This is a genomic window from Flavonifractor hominis, assembly GCF_040095835.1.
Lineage (GTDB): Bacteria > Bacillota > Clostridia > Oscillospirales > Oscillospiraceae > Flavonifractor > Flavonifractor hominis.
On sequence record NZ_JBBMFT010000004.1, the window covers coordinates 305475 to 328933 of the forward strand.

The following is a 23459-nucleotide window of genomic DNA, read 5'->3' on the forward strand; positions in this document are numbered from 1 at the left end:
TTTATAATCAGCACATGGGCTTGAGATCGGGGGAGATGATCAGGGTAGCCTCAGTGGCGGCCTGAATCTGCTCCACAGTAAACTCGGGGTTGTACTCCACCAGCTCAAGGCCCTTGTCGGTGACATTCATCACGCCCATCTCGGTGATGATCTTGGTGATGCAGTGCACGGCGGTGTAGGGCAGGCGGCACTTCTTCAGGATCTTGGGATTGCCCTTGGCAGTGTGCTCCATGGCCACGATGACGTGCTTGGCGCCCACCAGCAGGTCCATGGCGCCGCCCATGCCGGGCACCTTCTTGCCGGGAATGATCCAGTTGGAGAGAGAGCCCTCCTCGTCCACTTCCAGGCCGCCCAGGATGGTGGCGTCCACATGGCCGCCGCGGATCAGGCCGAAAGAGGAGCAGGAGTCGATAAACACGCCGCCGGGGGCCACGGCAGCCGGAGCGCCGCCAGCGTCAGTGACGTACAGAGGATCCTTGTTCTCCTCGGTCAGGGTGCCGGTACCAATGATGCCGTTCTCGGACTGGAGAGTGACATGGACGCCCTCGGGCAGGTACTGGGGGACCAGGGTGGGCAGGCCGATGCCCAGGTTGACCACATCGCCGTCCTTGAGCTCCTTGGCGACGCGCTTGGCGATAAAGCCCTTGATTTCAGAACGATCCATTATGCCTTCCCTCCATCCACAACGTAGTCCACGAACACGCCGTAGGTATGCACGTTCTCCGGCGCAATCTCGCCGATCTCCACGACCTCGTCGGCCTCGGCGATGACCAGGTCGGCGGCAGTAGCCATGGGCAGGCTGAAGTTCCGGGTGGTGCCCTTGTACCAGACGTTGCCGGCCTTGTCGATCTTGTGACCGCAGATGATCGCCACATCGGCCCGCAGCGGGCGCATGTGCAGGTACTCGCGGCCGTCCACGGTGACCTTGCCCAGGACAAAGTCCTTGTTGTCCTCCACAATGGTGCCGACGCCAGTGGGAGTGAGCACGCCGCCCAGACCGGCGCCGCCGGCCCGGATCATCTCAGCCAGGGAGCCCTGGGGGATGAGATCCACCTTCATGGAACCGTCATGCATACGAACGGCAACCTCGGGATTGAGGCCCACGTGGGTGGCGATCAGGTGGCTGATCTGGCCGTTGTGGACCAGCTTGGCCACGCCGTAGTAATCCTCGCCCAGAGGACCGCCGGGCTGAGAGGCGTCATTGGAGATCAGAGTGAAGTTGCCCTTGCCGGATTTGGACAGGGCGTCGATAATCTTGTGGGCATTGCCGCAGCCCATAAAACCGCCGCACATGATGGTGGCGCCATCGGGAATGAGCGCCACAGCCTCTTCCAGGGAAACAAATTTAGCCAATGGTGTTTCCTCCTATCGTTTAGTTGATATGTGAGAGACGGTGTCTCAGCACTTCTCAAAGATGGTGGCAACGCCCATGCCGCCGCCGATGCACAGGGTGGCCAGGCCGCGCTTGGCCTCGGGACGCTTGGCCATCTCATGCAGCAGGGTGACAATGATGCGTGCGCCGGAAGCGCCCACGGGGTGGCCGATGGAGATGGCGCCGCCGTTGACGTTGACCTTGTCCATATCGAAGCCCAGCTCACGGGCGACGGCGATGGACTGGGCGGCAAAGGCCTCGTTGGCCTCCACCAGGTCGATGTCCTCGATCTTCAGGCCGGCCTTGGTCATGGCCTGACGGGAGGCGGGCACGGGGCCCACGCCCATGATCTTGGGATCGACACCGCCCTGGCCCCAGCTGACCAGCTTGGCCATGGGCTTCAGACCGTATTTCTCCACAGCTTCGCCGCTGGCCAGCACGATGGCGGCAGCGCCGTCATTGATGCCGGAGGCGTTGGCGGCGGTGACGCGCTGGACGTGCTTGCGGGCGTCGTCAGCGTGGACCTGGGTGGGCTCAAAGGTGTGGACGATCTCGTCCTCCACGCCCTCGGGACCAACGGGGAAGGCGCCCTTCAGCTTGGCAATGCTCTCAGCGGTGACACCGGCGCGGGGGAACTCGTCCACCTTGAACTCCACCATTTCCTTCTTCTTCTTGATCATAACGGGTACGATCTCGTCCGCAAACTTGCCGGCGGCCATGGCAGCCTCGGTTTTCTGCTGAGAGGAAGCGGCGAAGGCGTCCATCTCCTCACGGGTGATGCCCCACACGTCGGCAATGTTCTCGGCGGTGGTGCCCATATGATAGTTGTTGTAAGCGTCCCACAGGCCGTCCTTGATCATGGTGTCCACGACCTTCTTGTCGCCCATGCGGGCGCCCCAGCGCTCGGCGGGGAGGGCGTAAGGAGCGGCAGACATGTTCTCGGTACCGCCGGCCACAATCACGTCGGCGTCACCGGCCATAATGGCGCGGGCGCCCTCAATGACGCTCTTCATACCGGAGCCACACACCATGCCGACCGTATAGGCGGGAACGGAGTAGGGCAGGCCGGCCTTCACACCCACCTGACGGGCGGGGTTCTGCCCCTGAGCCGCGGTGAGGATACAGCCGAACATCAGCTCATCCACCTGCTCAGGCTTCAGCCCGGAGCGGGTGAGCGCCTCTTTGACCACAACAGCGCCCAGATCGGAGGCGGGAGTATCCTTCAGGCTGCCGCCGAAGGAGCCGACCGCAGTACGGCAGCAATTAACAACATAGACTTCTTTCATGGTGCATACCTCCAGATGTAGTTTCAATTTCCGGAACAAAAAAGCTGACTTCACCACCGATTATACCTCGCCGTTTGTGAAAAAGCAACTACAGAGCGTATGTAAAACGTCCATTTCCTTGGTTTTGTTAAAAAATTAACGATTTGCACAAACGGAAAAGACACGGAGCAGTCCACATTTGTGAACTGCTCCGTGTCATATGGCTGTTATTGCGAGGTCCGGGTTTTAAACTGGGACTGCGTCAGCATGTGAGAGAGTTCCACACCGCCGTACTGGGTGAGCACTTCCAGGGTGCGGGTGGCAGTGGTCTGGGGGGTGATAGTAATGGTGCAGGCCTCATCCACAGGGGCACCCTCGGCCAGGAAAGTGAGGGAGAGGTCACAGTAATAACAGTTATCCAGCCGTTGCTGGTCCTCCAGCAGATAGCGCCGGCCAAGAGAGCCATCGGCCAGATCAGCCCGGATGGCCTCCAGCAACCGCTCCAGCGTATCTCCCGTGAAGTAGACGGTATAATAGCTGTCACTGTCGGGATCGTAGAGATCGCAGAGGGAGGCGTCGATGAGCCGGCTGTTTTCATCCACGTCGGAGAAGTAGCTCTCTTCCAGCAGACCGGGCTGATTGATGAGCGCCGAGAGCTGGGCGGCGGGGGTATCCGGATCCTCCAGCAGTTCGGGAGTGAGGGGGAGATCATAGCTGCGGATCAGCTCGCTCCCGTCGGCCAGGGTATAGCAGATGCGCAGGGAGGTGGAACCCTGGGTCTGAACGTTTGCCCCCTCATCGTTGTAGATCCAGTCCTCGCTATGCAGATTGGGGTCGTTTTCCAGTTCGGCCTTATGTGCCACGATGGAGCGGTGCAGGTCCGTGAGTGCCTCCAGCTCCTCCGGGTCGTCCAGCTTATAATAGCCGTACCACAGGCGGTCATGGGGGGCAGAGTATACACGGGAGATGGAGGCGCAGGTCACCTGGGAGGAGTCGGGGACCCGGTTCTCAAAACCGGGCAGATCCAGCTCCAGCACACACATGGCTACGCCCAGGCAGCACAGAAAGGCTACGCAGCCCTTCCAGCTGTGGGAGAAGATGCGGAAGCTCTTGCGCAGCAGCATCTCGGCAATGAAGTAGCCCACTGCGCCGCACAGCAGCATCAGCGCCAACAGGGGCCAGGTTCCCGAGGGCAGCAGGGAAGAGAGGGTGGAGTGGAGGGCAGTGCCCAGGCTCACCGCGCAGCAGAAGGCCACGCCGTACTTGAACACCGGCCGGACCCAGCCCACACTCACCACATCTCCGGCCCGTTCCAGCTGTCGGCGGCGGTAGACCAGCAGGGCCAGCACAGCCAGGCCCAGGCCGAAGAAGGCGTAGAGGATCACATAGCCCAGACCGTAATAATGGGCGCTGTCAAACAAATAGGAGCCGTTGGCATCCAACGGATAGGTAATCCCCGTACGGTTGGAGAAGAGCAGCAGAGGGGTAAACCAGTCGGCCATTGCCACCAGCCAGCCGGTGCTCTCAAAGCCGAAGAGCAGCTTTCCGGCCATGCGCTCCAGCAAGGAGGCCAGCGCGGCGGCCAGAAGATTGAGAATGCCGTAAAACACGGGCAGGGCCAGAATATGGCCGGTAAACATGGCGCAGAACACGGCGAAGGAATAGAAAAACAGACACAGCAGGCTCTGTACCACCAGCCATATGGCCAGACTGTAGAGCACCACCGCACCCTGAGCCGCCTCGGCGGCCAGGGCCAGCAGAAAGACGATCAGATTAGGCGCCAGGAAAAAACACAGCCCCGACAGGTAGTTGGTGAGGAACAGCCCCTCCCGCCGCAGAGGCAGGGCGTGGAACAGCCCCACCGAGCGGCTGTTATAGAGGTAGGAAAACACCGCCATGGCGGCCAGAATGGAAAAGATCAGAGCGGTGAAGGTCGCCGGGCTGAACCAGGCGTTTTCTTCCAGATACTGCAGGGGAAGCTCATGGGCCCGGACCAGTGTCCAGCCCTCCGCGCTCTCCAGCAGGATGCCGATGGGCAGCAAAAACAGCCAGATGAGTCCGTACAGCCCCCAGATGGGCCAGAAACGGGCCAGGTTTTTGCGGAACAGGGTGGGGTTAAAGTACGATGTCACGGACCGCATAGTCCTCACCTCCCAGCTCATAAATAAAGATTTCCTCCAGCGTCAGGGGCAGTGCCTCCAGCAGAATGGGAGCAAAAGCCGCCAGCCGGTTGGTGATCTCGGTGGCGTTGCCCCGGATGATAAGAGTGTGGATGCGTCCCACGTGGGATACGTGGAGAATCTGCAGGTCTTCGGGCAGCTGGGGCAGCTCCCGTTCCTGAAAGACCACCTGCATCTTCACCACATTCTCCTGCAGCGCGCTCAGGGAGCGCTCGATGAGCACCTTTCCCCGGGAAAGGATACCCACATGGTCGCACACATCCTCCAATTCCCGCAGGTTGTGGGAGGACACCAGCACGGTGGTGCCGTGCTCGGCCACGTCACCCATCAGCAGGCTCCACACCTGCCGGCGCATCACCGGGTCCAGCCCGTCCACCGGCTCGTCCAGTACCAGGATGTCCGGCTTGCAGCAAAGGGCCAGCCAGAAAGCGCTCTGCTTTTGCATGCCTTTGGACAGACGGCGGATGCTCTGCTTTTCATTGATGGTGGTGAATACGTCCTTGAGAGCCTCGTACCGCTTGGTATCGAACCGGGGATAAATGCCCCGGAAAAACCGCATCATATCCCGGGTGGAGGCGGACAGAAAATAGTACAGGTCGTCCGGAATGCTGGCAATGCGGGCCTTGGCCTCCGGGTTTTCGTATACCGGGTTGCCCTCAATCAGCACCGAGCCGCTGTCCTGGCGGTAGATTCCGGTGACATGACGCAGCAGGGTGGACTTGCCAGCCCCGTTGGGGCCTACCAGGCCGTAGATGGACCCGGCCGGCACCGTCATGGTCAGACCGTCCAGGGCCCGGAAGCCGTCAAAGGTTTTGACCACGTTTCTGGCTTCGATCATGGTTACACTCCTCTCTTCTCTCGGGCGGTGGTCTCCAGCCGGGCGGTCAGCTCTCCAATCGTCGCACCCAGGAACAAAAGCTCGGCTGCGGCGGTATCGAACTGCAGCAGCAGGGCCGTCCGCCGGGCGGCGTTCACGTCGCTCTGGGGTGCGGCAAAGGAGCCCTTTCCCGCTACGGTGTAGAGATAGCCTTCCCGCTCCAATGCCTCATAGGCCCGCTGAATGGTGTTGGGATTGATGGCCAGGGAGGAGGCCAGTGCCCGTACCGAGGGCAGCTTGTCTCCCGCCTGGAGCGCTCCCGTCACCACCAGATGCCGCAGTCCGTCCTTCACCTGCTCATAAATGGGACGGGCGTCGCGGTAATTAAGTTGGATCATGGGATCGTCTCCTTTCCGGAAACTGTATTACGTGCGATAGTACAGTCAGTATACATGCCGCCTGAGCAAAAGTCCTTAATTCTTTCTGACGTTTTTCTGAAGGAATCAAACCGCCAAATTTCCAGTGACAAGGCCCGGACAGCGGCGTATAATAAGAGCAAATCCAAGCACGGCGGAGGTGTGGAAGGGATGGATCGACAGAAATGGGAGGATTACCAGGCCTGTGTAGGCGACCTGCTGGGGTCGGCCCAGGTGCAGTCCATGAAGGCTATCCGCCATCATCCTGGGGTATCCTGTTTTGAACACAGTGTGTTTGTGTCCTATGTGGCGTTCCGGCTGGCCAGGCGATGGGGAGGCGACGGCCGCACCGCCGCCCGGGCGGGGCTGCTGCACGACCTTTATCTCTATGATCCAAGAAGCCTGCCCTCCTACCGGCAGTGCTTTGCACACCCGCTGGCGGCTCTGGCCAATGCTGCCGCCCTGTGCGGAGCGCTTTCCCCGCGGGAGGAGAACTGTATCCTGGCCCACATGTGGCCCATGGCACGCCGCCTCCCGCGCTGCCGGGAGGCGGTGGCGGTCTGCCTGGCCGACAAGCTGTGTGCCACAGCAGAGGTTTTACAGATTTGGCGGGGCTTGGCTCTGCGACGGATGGCCTTGTCATAAGGAAGAATGTCTGTGTGAGAAGGACAGAGGCGGGCGGAGCCCGTCAAAAACGGACTGGTACGGTCCGGTACGAAAAAAAACACAGTTTTTTGTAAAATCCCGATGCAATTTTAACGGGGCTTTGTTATAATCGTTTTGTAATGAAATCAATTCATTGAGGTGATTCCATCATGAACGCGACTGGAGCAGTGGTGTTCCTGCCCCGGGAGGGGAACGGCGTTTCGCTGATGCTGGAGGACCTGCTGTTTGATCCGGCGGCCCTGTGGCTGGCTCAGGCGTTGAGCAGGGCCGGTGTGGAGCGCTTTTTTGTGGTCTGTCACACCGACGACCGGGAGAAGGCCCAGGCCTGTTTCCCGGAGGGGACGGAATTTGTCACCGGCGTCAGCGAGGACGCGGTGGAGCAGCTGGTTGCCTTTTTGAACGAGCTGGAGGGCCGGGCACTGGTGGTGACCAGACCGGTACTTCTCTCGGATGAGGGCGCCCGGCAGCTGTTTGATGAGCAGTGGGGCGGTCCGCTGGAGTGCCGGGAGACCGGCGTATGCCGCATCGACGCTCAGACCCTGGCCGAGGCGCTGGGGGAAGGCGTGGGCCTGGAAGAGGCTCTGCGGGACAAGGCAGAGAAACCCAATGGCCGCAGCATCTGGTTCCAGGGCGCCTATTCTCTCCGTCCGGGAGCAGAGGCGCGGGTGGAGGCCGAGCTCACGGCCCGCACCAATTCCGCGCATCGCCTGCTGGAGGCGGGTGTGCGTATTCTGGATCCAAACAACTGCTATGTGGGGCCCAGAGTCCAGGTGGGGAAGGGCACGCTGTTGCTGCCCGGCACCATCCTGCGGGGAGAGACCGTCATTGGCAGCAACTGCGAGATTGGCCCCAATACCATGATTCGGGACTGTATCATCGGCGAGGGTGTCACGGTAAACGCCTCCCAACTCAACGAGAGTACGGTGGAGGACGGCACCACGGTGGGTCCCTTTGCCTACATTCGTCCCCACTGCCATGTGGGGCCCCATGTGAAGGTGGGCGACTTTGTGGAGCTGAAGAACTCCACCATTGGCGAGGGCACCAAGATCTCTCACCTGACCTATGTGGGTGATTCCGATGTGGGCGGCCATGTGAACTTCGGCTGCGGCACGGTGACAGTGAACTATGACGGCACCCAGAAGTACCGCACCATCATCGGGGACAACGCCTTCATTGGCTGCAACACCAACCTGGTGGCCCCCGTACGGGTGGGAGACGGGGCATATACCGCCGCGGGCAGTACCATTACCGATGAGGTGCCCGCCGATTCCTTGGCGATCGCCCGGGCCCGTCAGACCGTGAAAAAGCAGTGGGCCGCCCGCCGGCGCAGCCGCAAACGGTGAACCTGTCCCCTTTTGGGGACCAAATATATAGTATGAATTGAGAGGATGTATCAAGAATGATCTCACACGGTAAGGACATCAAGATCTTTTCCGGCACTTCCAACCGCGCTCTGGCGGAGGCCATCTGCAGAGAGATGGGCATGGAGCTGGGCAACGCCGAGGTGGGCGCCTTCTCCGATGGGGAGAACTTTGTCTCCATCTATGAGACCGTCCGTGGCTCCGATGTGTTCGTGGTCCAGTCCACCTGCTCCCCCGTCAACGACAACCTGATGGAGCTGCTCATCATGATCGATGCCCTCAAGCGGGCCTCTGCTGGCCGGATCACCGCCGTGGTCCCCTACTTTGGCTATGCCCGTCAGGACCGCAAGACCAAGCCCCGTGACCCCATCTCTGCCAAGCTGGTGGCCAACCTCATCACCCGCGCCGGCGCCGACCGGGTGCTGACCATGGACCTGCACGCCAACCAGATCCAGGGCTTCTTCGACATCCCGGTGGATAACCTGCTGGGCAACCCCATCTTCACCAACTACTTCCATGACCGCTTTGCCGGCCAGGAGGAGGACGTGATCGTGGTGTCCCCCGACGTGGGCAGCGTGGCCCGGGCCCGGGCGTTCGCCCAGAAGCTGGGCATGGGCCTGGCCATCGTGGACAAGCGTCGCCAGAAGGCCAACTCCTCCGAGGTCATGAACATCATTGGCGATGTCCGCGGCAAGAAGGTCATCCTCTTTGACGACATGGTGGATACCGGCGGATCCCTGTGCGGTGCGGCCCAGGCTCTGGTGGAGCTGGGCGGCGCTACCGATGTGGTGGCCTGCGCCAGCCACGGCGTGCTCTCCGGTCCCGCGGTGGAGCGGATCGAGAAGAGTGTTATCAAGGAGGTCATCTTCCTGGACACCGTGCCGCCCAAGAACGGCGTGACCTGCGACAAGATCAAGTACCTCTCCGTGGCCCACATGTTTGCTGAGGCCATCGAGCGCATCTACGAGGAGATTTCGGTCTCCAAGCTGTTTGTGTAATCATTCATAAGAAAGAACACGCCGACAGGGGCGGAGCGCAGCTCCGCCCCCATTGTCGCGTTGAGGAAACAGATGTTTTTTTCCAATAAGAACTCCGGTGTGGAATGGCTGGTGGTGGGCCTGGGCAATCCGGGGGACAAGTACGACGATACCCGCCACAATGTGGGCTTTGCAGCCATTGACCAGTTGGCGGAGGAGCTGCGGGTGCCGGTGCAGAAGCTCAAGCACCGGGCATTGACCCAGACGGTGGAACTGGGGGGAGCCAAAGTCCTGCTGATGAAGCCCATCACCTATATGAACCTGTCCGGGGAGGCGGTGGGGGAGGCGGCGCGGTTTTACAAAGTGCCTGCCGACCATGTACTGGTCATCTCCGATGATGTATCCCTTCCTGTAGGTAAGCTGCGGGTGCGCCGGGGCGGTTCCGCCGGTGGACACAATGGTCTGAAGAGCATCATTCAGCATCTGGGTACCGATCAGTTTCCCCGGGTGAAGATCGGCGTGGGGCAGAAGCCGCACCCGGATTACGACATGGCCGATTGGGTGCTGGGCAAGTTTGCCGGGGAGGACCGCAAGACCATCGCCGAGGCGATCCAAAGGGCAGGCAAGGCGGCAGAGTGCTGCATCCACGATGGGCCTGACAAGGCTATGAACAAATTCAACGGCTGAGGAAAGTATGATTACTTTTCGTAAAATTGATCAAAGCAATTATATAGACTGCATCTGTCTGAAGGTAAGAGAGGACCAGACCGGCTTTGTGGCGGACAATGCCCGCTCTTTGGTGGAGGCCCGGTTTGAAGAGGGTCTGTACACCCGGGCCATCTATTCCGATGACACGATGGTGGGCTTTGTCCTGTTTGATTATGACCCCGAAATTCCGGGCTGGTGCATGAGCCGGTTTATGATCGGCGCACAGTACCAGGGACAGGGGCTGGGCAAAGAGGCGGTGCTCCGCTTTCTGGAGTTTATGAAAGAAGAGAGAAAGGTAGAGGAGCTCTATCTTCATGTGGAGCTGGAAAATACAGCGGCCTATCAGATGTACGAAAAGCTGGGCTTTCGAACCGTGGGAGAGATTCAGTATACCTTTGACGGAACCACCTATCGGGAGCGGCGCATGATGCGCCGGCTCTGAACCCGTGGGCGGCTGTTGCCAAATCGTAACTTGCTTTTTAAGCGTGTGGTCGATAGGATATAGAAAGCGGGCGTGCTTGCCCGCTTTCTTTTGCTTGTACGAGACGGGAGGGATGTACCTTGGCCAGACGCATACAATTTTACCAGTTGGGGCCGGTTTGCTACCGTATCTCCCTGTGGAAAGAGGGGGTCCGCAAACAGTGGCGGGACCGCCGTGAGGGGTTTCGGGCGGCCGAACAGCGGCAGGTACAGTCACTCCCTGTAATTGTGAAAAGCCACCGTTCCCCGGTACTGCGGCGGTTGGCGGGTGTGGACCTGGCGCTCCAGCAGAGCAAACGGGTCAATCTGGCGCTGGCCGCCGGGTGCATTGACGGGATTCTGATCCGGCCGGGGGAGAGCTTCTCCTTCTGGGCCCTGGTGGGAAACCCCACCGCCCGCCGGGGGTTTGGTCCCGGGCTCACCATTGCCAGCGGCCGGTTGGGCCAGGGTATAGGGGGTGGGCTGTGCCAGGCCGCAAACCTGATCCACTACCTGGTGCTTCACAGCCCCCTGACGGTGAGCGAACTTCACCACCACTCCGACGCCCTGTTTCCCGACGACCGGCGGCGGGTTCCCTTTGGTACCGGAACCTCCATCTTTTATCCCCATATCGATTACCGCTTTTGTAATCATACCGAGCAGACGGTACAGCTGCGGCTGTGGCTGGAGGAGGACGACCTGTGCGGAGAGCTGCGCAGTGAGGCACCCTTCCCTCTGCGCTACCGCCTGCGGGAAGAGGACAGTCATTACGTGAAGGAGGGGGCGGACTATTACCGGGTGAGCCGGGTATACCGCCTGAGTCTGGATGCCGCTACCGGAAAACTGGTGGAAAAACAGCTGCTGCTGGACAACCACTCCAAGGTGCTCTTTGACCCGGCGCTCATTCCGCCGGAGCAGCTGCGGGAGGGGGAGCCATGACCGGTTTGCTGGAGCGGGTGCGGGCCAACAGCCTGACCCTGGGAGACCGGCCTGCCTTGACGGCAGGCGAGGAGCAGATCCTGTGGAAAGACCTGTGGCCCATGGCCCAGGGCCTGGCCGCCCGTTTGCGGGCGGCGGGGGAGGGACCGGTGGCCCTATCGGGAACCCCGGACCGGGTGTGGGTTCCTGTGGCCTTCCTGGCCTGCCTGATTGCGGGACGGCCCTATCTGCCGCTGGACCCCGCCCTGCCGCCGGAGCGGCAGCGGGAGCTGGCGGCGGGACTGAACGCCCGGTGGCTGGAGGAGGAAGAGGCCTTGGAGGGCTTTTCCTCCGGGCTAAGTGTTCCGCCGGCAGAGGACGGGGCGGGGCTGGCCTATTGCCTCTTTACCTCCGGCACCACCGGCGCGCCCAAGCCGGTGGGGATCAGCCGGAACAATCTGGAGTCTTTTCTCCGCTGGGCCCTTACGCTGCCCGGTCTGGGAGAGAGTGCCCGGGGAACAGCGGTGGGGCAGGCGGCCTGGTCCTTCGACCTGTCGGTGGCCGACCTTTACCTGAGTCTGTTCCAGGGGGGGACCCATACTGTTCTGACAGAGGCGGAGAAGGGAGACTATCCCGCCCTCTTCCGCCGGTTGGAGCGCAGTGGGGCGACTCTGCTGGTGGCGACTCCCACCTTTTTGCGGCTGTGCCTGGCGGAGCCCGGTTTTTCGCCTGCCAGAGTGCCGGGGCTGCGCACGGTGTTTTCCTGCGGAGAGGTACTGCCGCCCGCTGCCGCCCGACGGTTGCTGGACCGCTTTCCTGGCTGTACCCTGCTCAATGCCTACGGACCCACCGAGGCCACCTGCGCCGTCACCGCAGTCCCCATTTCCCGGGAGATGTGCGCCCAGACCTTACCCATTGGCCGGGTGGGAGAGGGAGCGGTATCGGTGTGCCTGGAGCGGGGAGAGATCGTGCTGGCCGGAGAGAGCGTGGCTCCTGCCTTTAAAGGGCGCTACGCCACCGGTGATCTGGGGTATGTGGAAGACGGCTTTTTGTACTGGGCAGGCCGGAAGGACCAGCAGATCAAGTATAAGGGGTACCGCATTGAGCTTGCTGAGATCGAGGAGACCCTGGAGTCAATGCCCGGGGTGGAGCGGGCGGTGGTGCTCCCCAGGCGGGACGGCGCCGGGACAGTGCGCGGTTTGACTGCCGTAGTGGAGGGGAGCGGGTCCCTCCAACAGCTGAAGCAGGCGCTGGAACGGCGGCTGCCCCCCTGCAAGATCCCCGCCCAGTGGGCGGCGGTGAAGCACATTCCCCTAACCCACAACGGAAAATGCGACCGGAAACGTCTGGAGGAGATGATACAATAATGGATCTGGAGGAATCCGTCCGGAGCCTGCTGGTACAGGCCTGCGGCACCGAAGCGGTGCTCCGGCCCGGAACCGATCTGCTGGAAGAGGGCCTGCTGGACTCCTTAGCCATGATTGAGCTGCTGGAGGGCCTGGAAGATCTGGGAGTGATCCTCTATCCCACCCAGGTTCCGCGGGAGTGTTTCCGCACAGTAGAAGATATCCTGGCCCTGGTGGCCAAAGCGACTGAGACTGGACCAGATGAGGTGAACCATGAAACAACTGCTCTCCGCCCTCAATGACATTCCTGAATATCAGGCCCTGACGGCGGCCATCGACAACGGCGCCTGTCCCGTGGCGTTTTCCGGCCTGTCGGCGGTCCACCGGGCCCACTTTGCCGCGGGTCTCCATCAACAGCTGGAGCGGCCGGTGGTGGTGGTGTGTGCCGACGAGGGAGAGGCCCAGCGAATGGCCAAGGACCTGGCCGCCCTGTCGGGCGAGAAGGTGGCCGAGCTGTCTGCCCGGGAGTTCACCTTCCACAACGCCGCTGTGGTGTCCCGGCAGTATGAGCACCGGCGGCTTTCGGTTCTGCGGGCTCTGGCGGCGGGGGAGTGCCCGCTGCTGGTGTGCACGGTGGAGGCCGTTCTCCAGCGCACCATGCCCAAGACCCTGCTGACCCAGGCCTCCCAGGTGATCCGTATGGGGGAGAGCCACGACCTCAACGAATTGGCCGACACCCTTACCGCTGCGGGCTATACCCGTTGTGAGCAGGTGGAGGGGGTGGGGCAGTTTGCCCTAAGGGGAGGCATTCTGGATCTGTTTTCTCCCGCCCACCTCAAGCCGGTGCGGCTGGAGTTTTTTGGAGATGAGGTAGACTCCATGGGGCTGTTCGATCCGGACAGCCAGCGGCGGGTGGAGAACATTGGCATGGTGGAGATCCTGCCCGCTGCAGAGGTGCTTCCTCAGCTGGCCCCCGGGGGATATGGCGGCCTGCTGGAGAAGCTGGACGCCCTCATTGCCCGGACTCGGCGCCGCAAGGGAGGGGAAACGCTGGCGGCCACCCTAGAGGAAGACCGGCAGCGGCTGGCGGAGGAGATGTCCTTTCCGGCCATGGACCGATATCTGGCCCTCATCTATCCCCAGATGGCTACCGCGGCCGACTATTTCCCGGAGGATGCGCTGGTGCTCTTCAGTGAGAGCCCCAGAGTGGCCGAGCGGGGGAAAAACTACCTCTGGCAGTTGGGGGAAGACGCCAAGGCGTTGATGGAGCGGGGAGAGTTGGCCGGGGAACTGGCTGACTTTGCCCGCACGCCCGAAGAACTGTGGCAGGTGCTGGAGCAGTGGCCGGTGTGCTTCCTGGATGCCTTTACCGCGTCCCAGTATCCCCTGCGTCCCCGGACAGTGCTCAACCTGCTGGCCAAGCAGCTGCCCTCCTATGGCGCCAGCCTGGAGACTGCCGTGTCCGATCTGGCCCACTATATCTCCGAGGGATTCCGTACCGTGGTACTGGTAAGCAGTGAACAGCGGGCCCTGAATCTGCAAAGTCTTCTGCGGGAGCAGAAAATGACCACCGCCGTGGACTTCCAGCTCCACGACCTGCCGGATTATGGTAAGGCGGTCATCGCCGTAGGAGGCATTTCCGCCGGGATGGAGTACCCGGTGGGGCGGCTGGCGGTGCTCACCGAGGGGCAGTCCCTGCTGGGGAAAAAGCGCCGCAGCAAGCCGGTGACCAACCGGCAGAAGTTGGGCTCCTACGCCGACCTGTCCCCCGGTGACCTGGTGGTCCATGAGCACCACGGGGTGGGACGCTTTGTGGAGATGACCAAGATGACGGTGGACGGAGTGGAGAAGGACTTCGTCAAGATCGCCTATGCTGGTAGCGATGTGCTCTATGTCCCAGCAACCCAACTGGACCTGGTGAGCAAGTATATCGGCTCCGGGGAGGATGCCCAGGAGACCAAAAAGCTCTCCAGATTGGGAGGGACCGACTGGGAGAAGGCCAAGACCCGGGCTAAGAAGGCGGTCAAGGATTTGGCCAAGGGGCTTATTCAGCTCTATGCCCAGCGGCAGCGGCAGCCTGGCTTTGCCTTTTCTCCCGACTCGCCCTGGATGAAGGAGTTCGAGGACGAATTCGAGTACGCCGAGACCGACGACCAACTGCGCTGCATCGCCGAGATCAAGCAGGATATGGAACAGCCCCGGCCCATGGACCGGCTGCTGTGCGGCGATGTGGGCTACGGCAAGACTGAGGTAGCCTTCCGGGCGATTATGAAATGTGTGCTGGACGGCAAGCAGGCCGCCATCCTGGTGCCAACCACCGTTTTGGCCCGGCAGCACTATCTGTCCGCCAAGCAGCGCTTTGCCAAGTATCCGGTGGAGATTGACGTGGTCAGCCGTTTCCGTACCCCCGCTCAGATGAAGGACACCCTGCGCCGGTTGGAGCAGGGGGGCATTGACCTTTTGATCGGTACCCACCGGTTGTTCCAAAAGGACGTAAAGTTCAAGGATTTGGGTCTGCTGGTCATTGATGAGGAGCAGCGTTTCGGCGTCCAGCACAAGGAGAAGCTCAAGGAGCTCTCCCGCCAGGTGGACGTGCTCACCCTGTCCGCCACCCCCATTCCCCGCACCCTGAACATGGCCCTCAGCGGTATCCGGGATATGTCCACCTTGGAGGAACCACCCCTGGACCGGCAGCCGGTGCAGACCTATGTGCTGGAGCACGACTGGGGCGTGCTCTCCGACGCCATGCGCCGGGAGCTGGAGCGCGGCGGCCAGGTCTATTACCTCCACAACCGGGTGGAGACCATTACCCGCACTGCGTCCCGGATCAAGGAGATGCTGGGGGAGGACGTGGAGGTGGCGGTAGCCCACGGCAAGATGAGCCAGGAGGAGCTCAATGAGGTCATGACCCGCATGAGTGACGGCGAGGTGGACGTACTGGTGTGTACGACCATTATCGAGACCGGTATCGATATTGCAAACGCCAATACCCTCATTATCGAAGACGCGGACAAGATGGGGCTGGCCCAGCTCCACCAGATCCGGGGCCGGGTGGGCCGGTCTACCCGCCGAGCCTACGCCTACCTGACCTACCGCCGGGGGAAGGTGCTGACCGAGGTGGCCTCCAAGCGCCTGGGGGCTATCCGGGAGTTTGCGGAATTTGGCTCCGGCTTCAAGATCGCCATGCGCGACCTGGAGATCCGGGGCGCCGGCAACGTGCTGGGACCCGAGCAGAGCGGCTTCTTGCTCAGCGTGGGCTACGATATGTACCTCAAGCTGCTGGAGGAGGCGGTGCTGGAAGAGCGCGGGGAAAAGCCCCAGCGCCCCACCGAGTGCGCTGCGGACCTGACTGTGGCCGCCTCCATTCCCGACCGCTATGTGCCCTCTCCTGAGCAGCGGATGGACTTGTATCGCCGCATTGCGGCCATCCGGTCTGAGGTCGATGCCGACGACGTGATGGATGAGCTCATCGACCGGTACGGCGACCCGCCCCGGACAGTAAACAACCTCATTTCGGTGGCCCTGCTTCGGGCGGATGCAGCCCGGAATGGCATCTCCCAGATCGATCAGAAGGGGATGAATCTGAACTTCTATCTGGACAGCTTTGATCTCCAGCGGGTATCCGCGCTGTGCGGCATGGATAAATACCGTTCCCGCCTGCTCTTCTCCGCGGGAGAGAAACCCTACCTCTCTCTGCGGCTGAAAAAAGGCGAGGATGGCCTGAAATTTGGCCGCAAGCTGGTGGAGGATTATGCAAAGACCGCCCCCGAAGAGACGACACAAATATAAATTTTCAATAAATATATGTGTATTTTCATTGCCTGTAGCAGTAAAAAGGTGTACACTAGAACGGAATCCCTTTGAGAGAACCAGAAGGAGGACATGTGAGAATGAAGTTGAAGAAGCTGCTGTGCGCCGGTTTGTCCGGTGCCCTGCTTGTGGGTGCTCTGGCCGGTTGCGGCACGCAGGAGCCCCAGTCTACCCCGGCCCCCGATGATGTGGCCTATCAGGCTGCCGGTATTACCCGCGATACGGTGCTTTTCTCGGTGGACGGTACGGACGTTACGGCCGATGAGTATCTGTTCTGGCTGCTGAGCAGCATTTCTACCGCCAAGCAGGACGGCTATCTGAGCGACGACACCGCTTGGGAGGAAGAGATTGACGGGACTGCTACGGCCGAGTATCTCAAGCAGGACGCCATGAACACCAGCATTCTCTATACCACCGTGGCCAACCACGCTCGGGAGGCAGGCTTCTCCATTACGGAAGAGGATGAGGCCGACGCAGATGAGCAGATTGCCGCTCTGGGCGAGCAGATGGAAATGTACTATGGCATGACGCTGCAGGAGTACCTGGATCAGCAGTGTATTTCCGAGGCCGGCTTCCGCAAGCTCAACGAGACCTCCTATCTGGCTGCCGATCTGCAGGAAAAACTGGAGGCGGACGGCGAGCTGGCTCCCGACGATGCCAAGATGGACGCCTTTATTGAGGAGCAGGGCTACTATCGGGCCAAACATATTCTGCTGGCGTTCCCCACCAATGAGGACGGCAGTGATGTCACAGATGCGCAGAAGGCGGAAGTCAAGGCTGAGGCCGACCAGCTGATAGCTCAGATCCGCGCCGCAGCTGATCCGGCTGCGGAGTTTGACAAGATCATGAATGAGCGCAGCGATGACAGCCGGGATGAGAATGGAGACCTGTACTATCCCGACGGCTATCTGTCCTATCCCGGCCAGATGGTGTCTGAGTTCGAAGATGGCGCCATGGCCCTGGCGGTGGGAGAGATCAGCGATCCCATCGAGAGCACCTTTGGCTACCATATCATCATGCGCCTGGATGCCGATGATGAGGACCTGCGGGAGGTCTACCCCGACTACGCCATGAGCAAGCTCAATGAGCAGTGGGTGGCCGAGGCCGAGGTCAAGACCACCGATGCCTATGAGCAGCTGGACCCCAAAGCGTTTTATGACAACATGATGGCCCTCATTGAACAGTGGCAGGAGGAGCGTGCCGCCGAAGAGGAGGCCGCCCAGGCCACGGCCACTCCCGCTGCGGAGGAGAGCGCCGCACCCAGCACTGAGCCCAGCACCGAACCTTCCGCCACCCCCGCTGCGGAAGGGGAATAACTCTGTTATAACCCGTAAAAACGCCCGCCCCAATAGGGGCGGGCGTTTTTCATTTCATTTAATTATAGTTTAATAAAATGAAACTATAATTGATTTTAAATATCAAAAGTTGTGTCAACCTATATCTATAGTTTTCAAGTGGGGCTGATGCAATGAGAGAGCAGGAGAAAAAGACGCTGCAAAAGGAAGTGGGGCTGCGGGTGTGGCGCTGCCGGACCGGGTTGGGCATGAGCCGGGAGCAGCTGGCGGAGCGGCTTGGGATCTCCACGCAATATGTCAGTGAGATTGAACAGGGCAAAAAATGTATGTCCATGTCCATCTTTGTGGAGCTCAGCCAGATCTTTCATGTAGGGCTGGAGTATTTGGCTTATGGTACTCTGCCGGAAGACCCCACTCTGGATCGTTTGGAGCGTTTCCTGCGTGAGCTGACCCCACTGGACCGGGCAATGGCGGCACATATGCTGCAAATGGCGGCCGAGGCAGTCCGACAAATGCAGCCGGAGGAGGAATAGCACGATGAGACCGGAAATTCGGGTACTGGCGGTGGAGGATGATCCGGCCGCCCGCACGTTGCTGGAAGGCCTGATCCCTACGCTGGAGGGGCTGAGTCTGTGCGGGGTGGCTGCCGATGGCTGGGAAGGGTTGGAACAGATCCGCCAACAGCGGCCCGATGCGGTACTGCTGGATCTCATCATGCCTGGGATGGACGGGCTGGAATTGCTGCGGCTTCTGCGGGGCGAGCCGTACCGGCCTGTGGTAGTGGTCACCTCCCAGATCAGTCAGCCCGGCGTGATCCGGCATGTGTTATCTCTGGGAGCCAGCTATTATTTGGTGAAACCATTGCGGTTTGAAGTCTTGCCAGGATTGCTGCGTTCCCTCTGTCTGGGCCCGCTGGAACGGGCAGCAGAAGAGTATCTGCGAAAGCTGGGGGCAACGGGACTGGGAGTGGAAGCTGCGGCCTGTGCCGCGGCGGTTCTGTCCCAGGACCCGGAGGAACGCATTGCGTTAAAAGAGGGATACATATCGGCTATGACCGTACAGAACACCAGCTATGCCTGCGTGGAACGAAACATCCGAGCCATGGTGGGAAAGCTGCACCAAGCGGGCGGTGAGGGCTACCGTGCATTGATGGGGCCGCTGGCGGAAGCGGGAACGCGGCCCAGCAATGAAGTGTTTCTGCGCCAGTTGTCCCGATGGCTGCGTACGCTGGAATAGGAGAACCCGGTCTCTTTTTGCCACCGCCACGTTTCCCCTGAAAATGGACAGGCGCTTTGCTATACTGATATCCAGAAAAGTAAAATTATGGATGTCAAGGAGCGAGGACTATGGCAGTATGGCATGCCTGTACAGTGCGACAGGTGCTCAGCGAACTGGAGACGGACAAGGACCGGGGATTGGCTGGGACGGAGGCCGCAGCCCGCTTGGAGCGGTATGGTCCCAACCGGCTGGAGCAGGTCAGACGCAGGAGTCTCCCTCTGCGTCTGCTGGGACAATTAAAGGATCCGATGATCCTGGTGCTGCTGGTGGCGGCTGGACTTTCGCTGTGGGCCAGTGGAGGAGAGGACTGGCTGGACGCGCTTATCATCCTAGGAATCGTGGCGGTAAATGCAGTGATCTCCATTTCCCAGGAGGACAGCGCAGAAAAAGCGCTGGAGGCGCTGAGGGACTTATCCGCGCCCATGGCACGGGTGGTGCGGGATGGGCGGATACAACGCGTCCCAGCTGACCAGCTGGTGCCGGGAGACATTATCCGCCTGGAGGCGGGAGACCTGGTACCGGCGGATGCCCGTATTCTGGAGGCGGCCTCTCTCCAGACCGATGAGAGCGCCCTGACGGGGGAGTCCCTGCCGGTGACCAAGGGGGCACTGGCTCCCTTGCCGGAGGACACCCCGCTGGCCGACCGGCGGAATATGGTGGCCGCTTCCACTGTAGTGACCCGGGGGCGGGCGGTGTGCGTGGTGACTGCCACGGGCATGGAGACCGAGGTGGGGCGTATTGCCGGGCTGCTGCTGGACCAGGAGGAGAACAGTACCCCGCTGCAAAAAAAGATGACCGAAATTTCCAAAACGCTTTCCTTTGTTTGCCTGTGCATTTGCGCGGTACTCTTTGGCGTGGGGGCGCTTCAGGGGCGGGACCTGCTGGAGATGTTTCTGACCGCTGTAAGTCTGGCGGTGGCCGCCATTCCGGAGGGATTGCCGGCGGTTATCTCCATCGTGCTGGCTATGGGGGTAGCACGCATGGCCAGGCGGCGGGCCATCGTAAAAAAACTGCCTGCCGTGGAGACCCTGGGCTGTGCAGGGGTCATCTGTTCAGACAAGACGGGTACCCTGACCCAGAACTGTATGACCGTGGTGGACGTGTGGGCACTGCGCTCCGGCCAGCGGGAACTGGCCATTACCATCGGCGCGCTGTGCAGCGACGCCAACCTGGAGTGGAAGGGGCGCCAGCCGGTGTGCACCGGTGATCCCACGGAGGCGGCGCTGGTCTACCTGGCCGCCCGGGAGGGACTGGACAAACACCAGCTGGAGGCCGAACTGCCCCGCCGGGCGGAACTGCCCTTTGACTCGGAGCGCAAACTTATGACCACCGTCCACCAGCGGCCGGAAGGGGGCTTCCGGGTTATGGTCAAGGGAGCGCCTGATGTACTGGCCGGCCGCTGCCGGCTGACCCCCGGGGAGGCCCATCGGGTGGCGGCCCGCAATGAGGCCATGGCTGAGCGGGCCCTGCGGGTGCTGGGGGTAGCCTATAAAGACCTGGCCTTTCTCCCGCGGGATCTGAACAGCCACACCTTGGAGCAGGAGCTTACCTTTGTGGGACTCATCGGTATGATGGACCCGCCCCGGCCCGAGGTGCGCCGGGCAGTAGGGCAGTGCTTTGCCGCCGGTATCCGTCCGGTGATGATCACCGGCGACCATAAGCTCACGGCTGTGGCCATTGCCCGGGAGCTGGGGATTTTCCGGCCGGGCGACCTGGCCATCACCGGAGAGGACCTGGATTTTCTGCCCCAGGGCGTACTGGAGGAGGAGATTGAGAAATTCTCTGTCTACGCCCGGGTATCGCCGGAACACAAGATGCGCATTGTCCAGGCCTGGCAGGCCCGTGGAAAAATAGTGGCTATGACGGGGGACGGAGTCAACGACGCGCCTGCCCTTAAGACCGCCGATATTGGCTGTGCCATGGGGGCTTCTGGCACCGATGTGGCCAAAGGCGCGGCGGATATGATCCTAACCGACGACAATTTTGCGACCATTGTCTCTGCGGTGGAACAGGGGCGGGGGATTTATGCCAACATCAAAAAGGCCATTCACTACCTGCTCTCCTGCAACATCGGTGAGCTGCTCACCCTCTTCCTGGCTACTGTGCTCCACTTCCACCAGATGCCCCTGGTACCTGTACAGCTGTTGTGGCTCAACCTGGTGACCGATGCGCTGCCCGCCCTGGCACTGGGAGTGGAGCCGGTGGAGGATGGAATCATGAACCAGCCCCCGCGGGACGCCCATGCATCCCTCTTCGCCGGCGGCTTTGCGTTCCGCCTGGCCTGGCAGGGGATCATGGTGGGGGTACTCACCCTGGCGGCCTATGTGCTGGGGGAGTATGTCCTGTCCGACCCGGGGGAGACCTACGCCGCGGCCAACACGATGGCCTTTGCCACCCTTACGCTGTCCCAGCTCTTCCATGCCTTTGATGTGCGCAGTGAGCGGGCCTCCCTGCTGCACATCGGCTTGTTCACCAACCCCGCCATGAACCGGGCCTTCCTCATCGGCCTTGCCATGCAGCTGGCGGTGCTGTGCCTGCCGCCGCTGCAGGCAGTGTTCCACACGGTACCCATGAGTCCGGCGGAGTGGACCGTGGTGCTGATCCTGGCGGTCATGCCGGTGGTGGTGTGCGAGACGGTTAAGGCCGTGAGTCGGGCCCAGGAGGCTCGACCTGTACAAAAGAAGGTTCCCTGTGCCCCTGGTATCCGACAGTAAAAAGCAGCCCCGGCCATCGGCCGGGGCTGCTTTTTTGTATGCCGGTCAGATCCCTTGGTTCTCCGGGCGCTTGTGCCAGGCATCCAGTACGGCGCAGAAAACCAGAGACAAAAAACTCTCCTCCGCCCGGGCGGAGCGCGAGGTGAGGGCGATGGGCACCCTGGCGCCCACCACCGCGCCGCAGGTGGTGGCGTGGGCGTGGATGAGCCAGCTCTTCACCAGGGTGTTGCCGGCAATAAGATTTTGGGCAATAATGCCGTCAAAGCCGCCGCCCGACCAGGGACAGTCATAGTTTTTCAAACGGCAGGCCTCTTTGGAGATAATGAGGTCGTAGGAGATGGGACCCCACAGATCGCAGTCTGCAAAAGGTTTCTGCTTCTGTTCGGCCACCAGACGCTGGGCCTCAATGGTGTCGGGAATGTGGAAGGTGACATATTCCCCCAGAGCCATGAGAGCCAGCTTGGGGTGCTCGTAGCCAAAGGCTTTGAGGGCGTCGGCGGTGTTTTTGATGATGGCACGCTTCTGCATGGGATTGGGGTTGACAATAATGGTCATGTCGGACAGGGCCAGCAGCTTGGGATACTCCGGGATGGAGGCCAGGGAGACGTGGCTCATGAGCCGGTCGGTGCGCAGCTCGTTCTCCCGGTGGAGTACGGGAATGAGAAAGTCGCGGGTAGTCACATTGCCCCGCATGAGGATATCTCCTCCGCCGGCGCGGATGACGTCGATGGCGGCCTGGGATACGTCGTGGCCGGGGGCGGTCTCCACCATGGTGTAGGGCTCGTTGATCAGGCCCAGCTTCTCCAGCTGGACCATGGTGCGGGCACGGTCGCCTACCAGCACAGGCTGTACAAATCCCTCCGACTGGGCCTGGAACAGGCCGCGCAGCATGTTCTCGCCGTCGGACCCGGCCAGCACCACCCGCAGGGGGGCCGACCGCTTGGGGACGCGGCTGATGATGTTGTCGAAATTCTTCAGTTCCATGGTCGTTGCCTCTCCTGTTCTCTAAAAAATTTGGGAGCCTCACTCTGGCGATGGGGTTGTGCCACAATTATATCGGATGTGCCGGGGGAATACAAGGGCACACAGGACAAAAGACACAAAAAGACCCGCCGTAAGGCGGGTCTTTTTGGTTATTCCTTGACTTCCCGGATGAGAATAAAGGGGGTCAGCTCCCGGGACTGGCCGGCGGGATTATCCCGGATGAGGCCCTTCAGGGTCTCGTCATCCAGAGTAATGGAGGAGGCCTTGCCCAGGATCTCCACGTTCAGGTCATTGGCGTCCACGATCATGGCCTGCACGCCGGTGGCGGCCTCAATCTCGTCGCATACCTTGCCGGGATTTTCGGGGATGCGGATACCGAACTCGCCGTACTCCTTGAACTCGTGGTCGTAGAAGCCGTCCAGACCGGACACCTCCTGGCCCACCATCTCATAAAAGACGCCCCGCTTGCCGAAGAGCTTGCCGATACCGGCACAGAAGGCGGCCCAGATCACGAACAGGGCGCCCCGCTCGTTGATGGCGAACTGCATCTTGTAGGGACTGTCCACCCCGATGCCGGCAGTGGAGTGGGAGGCGAACCGGGACAGGAACCTGGCCAGCCGGCCCACCTTCATATCTTTTTTGTACACCACCCGCTTCTGACACAGGCCGATGATCTTCTCGCTGGAGGAGAGCAGGTCGCCGGGCTGCCACAGGGGCTTGACGTACTTTTCCACCAGGTCGACGTAATTCTCGCCCACCTGGACGAAATGGGTGTGGATGGCGTGGCGGGCATAGGTCTTGCCGTTTACCTCTATGGTGACGCTTTTTCCCTCATTGGCGCGGAATTCCATGGTAAAAACCCTCTTTGTCGTTATAGTCCCCATTATTATAGC

The 23459-nt window shown here is 61.1% G+C and carries 21 protein-coding genes; 13 read left to right on the plus strand and 8 right to left on the minus strand.

The genetic code is table 11. The features are described 5' to 3' along the window. Positions 1-7: 7 nt before the first annotated feature. The 6 genes from WMO45_RS09065 to WMO45_RS09090 all read right to left on the minus strand — a co-directional run bounded on the left by WMO45_RS09065 (position 8) and on the right by WMO45_RS09090 (position 6032). A complete protein-coding gene (locus tag WMO45_RS09065; RefSeq protein ID WP_349140346.1) occupies positions 8-664 on the minus strand; it encodes a 3-oxoacid CoA-transferase subunit B in 657 nt (218 codons plus the stop codon). Then, positions 664-1353: a CoA transferase subunit A gene (locus WMO45_RS09070; RefSeq protein WP_349140347.1), complete on the minus strand. Its 690-nt coding sequence runs from the start codon at positions 1351-1353 to the stop codon at positions 664-666. Before WMO45_RS09070 ends, WMO45_RS09065 begins: the two co-directional genes overlap by 1 nt. 45 nt (positions 1354-1398) lie before the next feature. Further along, a complete protein-coding gene (locus WMO45_RS09075; protein ID WP_349140348.1) occupies positions 1399-2658 on the minus strand; it encodes an acetyl-CoA C-acetyltransferase in 1260 nt (419 codons plus the stop codon). A gap of 206 nt (positions 2659-2864) precedes the next feature. Next, positions 2865-4778, minus strand: coding sequence for an ABC transporter permease (locus WMO45_RS09080; protein ID WP_349140349.1), 1914 nt, complete (start codon positions 4776-4778; stop codon positions 2865-2867). Then, positions 4753-5655: an ABC transporter ATP-binding protein gene (locus tag WMO45_RS09085; protein WP_349140350.1), complete on the minus strand. Its 903-nt coding sequence runs from the start codon at positions 5653-5655 to the stop codon at positions 4753-4755. The genes WMO45_RS09080 and WMO45_RS09085 overlap by 26 nt, the downstream gene beginning before the upstream one ends. Before the next feature lie 2 nt (positions 5656-5657). Then, the gene (locus WMO45_RS09090; protein ID WP_349140351.1) at positions 5658-6032 is read right to left on the minus strand and encodes a GntR family transcriptional regulator; all 375 of its coding nucleotides are present in this window, start codon (positions 6030-6032) and stop codon (positions 5658-5660) included. A 189-nt stretch (positions 6033-6221) separates the two neighbouring features. On the opposite strand from WMO45_RS09090, the gene WMO45_RS09095 reads away from it, so the two are divergent. The 13 genes from WMO45_RS09095 to WMO45_RS09155 all read left to right on the plus strand — a co-directional run bounded on the left by WMO45_RS09095 (position 6222) and on the right by WMO45_RS09155 (position 21582). Then, positions 6222-6695 (plus strand): HD domain-containing protein, encoded by a 474-nt coding sequence (locus WMO45_RS09095; RefSeq protein WP_349140352.1) that lies wholly within the window; start codon positions 6222-6224, stop codon positions 6693-6695. A gap of 170 nt (positions 6696-6865) precedes the next feature. Then, positions 6866-8059, plus strand: a complete 1194-nt coding sequence (locus tag WMO45_RS09100) for a DapH/DapD/GlmU-related protein (RefSeq protein WP_349140353.1) — start codon at positions 6866-6868, stop codon at positions 8057-8059. Positions 8060-8115: 56 nt separating this feature from the next. Then, positions 8116-9075, plus strand: coding sequence for a ribose-phosphate pyrophosphokinase (locus WMO45_RS09105; protein WP_349140355.1), 960 nt, complete (start codon positions 8116-8118; stop codon positions 9073-9075). Positions 9076-9147: 72 nt separating this feature from the next. Then, positions 9148-9741: an aminoacyl-tRNA hydrolase gene (pth, locus tag WMO45_RS09110; RefSeq protein WP_349140356.1), complete on the plus strand. Its 594-nt coding sequence runs from the start codon at positions 9148-9150 to the stop codon at positions 9739-9741. 7 nt (positions 9742-9748) lie between these two features. After that, positions 9749-10204, plus strand: coding sequence for a GNAT family N-acetyltransferase (locus WMO45_RS09115; protein ID WP_349140358.1), 456 nt, complete (start codon positions 9749-9751; stop codon positions 10202-10204). 119 nt (positions 10205-10323) lie between these two features. Beyond that, positions 10324-11160 carry a VanW family protein gene (locus WMO45_RS09120; protein ID WP_349140359.1) on the plus strand — a complete coding sequence of 279 codons (837 nt, stop codon included), beginning with the start codon at positions 10324-10326 and terminating at the stop codon, positions 11158-11160. After that, complete coding sequence (locus WMO45_RS09125) at positions 11157-12506, plus strand: AMP-binding protein (protein WP_349140360.1); 1350 nt, start codon at positions 11157-11159, stop codon at positions 12504-12506. Before WMO45_RS09120 ends, WMO45_RS09125 begins: the two co-directional genes overlap by 4 nt. Then, entirely contained in the window at positions 12506-12787 is a 282-nt protein-coding gene (locus tag WMO45_RS09130; protein WP_349140361.1) for a phosphopantetheine-binding protein, read from the plus strand. The genes WMO45_RS09125 and WMO45_RS09130 overlap by 1 nt, the downstream gene beginning before the upstream one ends. Beyond that, positions 12759-16274 (plus strand): transcription-repair coupling factor, encoded by a 3516-nt coding sequence (gene mfd / locus WMO45_RS09135; protein WP_349140362.1) that lies wholly within the window; start codon positions 12759-12761, stop codon positions 16272-16274. Before WMO45_RS09130 ends, mfd begins: the two co-directional genes overlap by 29 nt. Positions 16275-16375: 101 nt before the next feature. Beyond that, positions 16376-17611 carry a peptidylprolyl isomerase gene (locus WMO45_RS09140; protein ID WP_349140363.1) on the plus strand — a complete coding sequence of 412 codons (1236 nt, stop codon included), beginning with the start codon at positions 16376-16378 and terminating at the stop codon, positions 17609-17611. Positions 17612-17763: 152 nt separating this feature from the next. Continuing rightward, positions 17764-18123 (plus strand): helix-turn-helix domain-containing protein, encoded by a 360-nt coding sequence (locus tag WMO45_RS09145; protein WP_349140364.1) that lies wholly within the window; start codon positions 17764-17766, stop codon positions 18121-18123. 4 nt (positions 18124-18127) lie between these two features. Next, positions 18128-18826, plus strand: a complete 699-nt coding sequence (locus tag WMO45_RS09150; RefSeq protein WP_349140365.1) for a response regulator — start codon at positions 18128-18130, stop codon at positions 18824-18826. A 110-nt stretch (positions 18827-18936) separates the two neighbouring features. Then, complete coding sequence (locus WMO45_RS09155; RefSeq protein WP_349140366.1) at positions 18937-21582, plus strand: cation-translocating P-type ATPase; 2646 nt, start codon at positions 18937-18939, stop codon at positions 21580-21582. A 45-nt stretch (positions 21583-21627) separates the two neighbouring features. Here the strand turns inward: WMO45_RS09155 and WMO45_RS09160 are convergent, their stop codons facing one another. Further along, complete coding sequence (locus tag WMO45_RS09160) at positions 21628-22566, minus strand: phosphate acyltransferase (RefSeq protein ID WP_349140367.1); 939 nt, start codon at positions 22564-22566, stop codon at positions 21628-21630. A gap of 149 nt (positions 22567-22715) precedes the next feature. Then, positions 22716-23417 (minus strand): F420-0--gamma-glutamyl ligase, encoded by a 702-nt coding sequence (locus WMO45_RS09165; protein ID WP_349140368.1) that lies wholly within the window; start codon positions 23415-23417, stop codon positions 22716-22718. Positions 23418-23459: the final 42 nt, after the last annotated feature.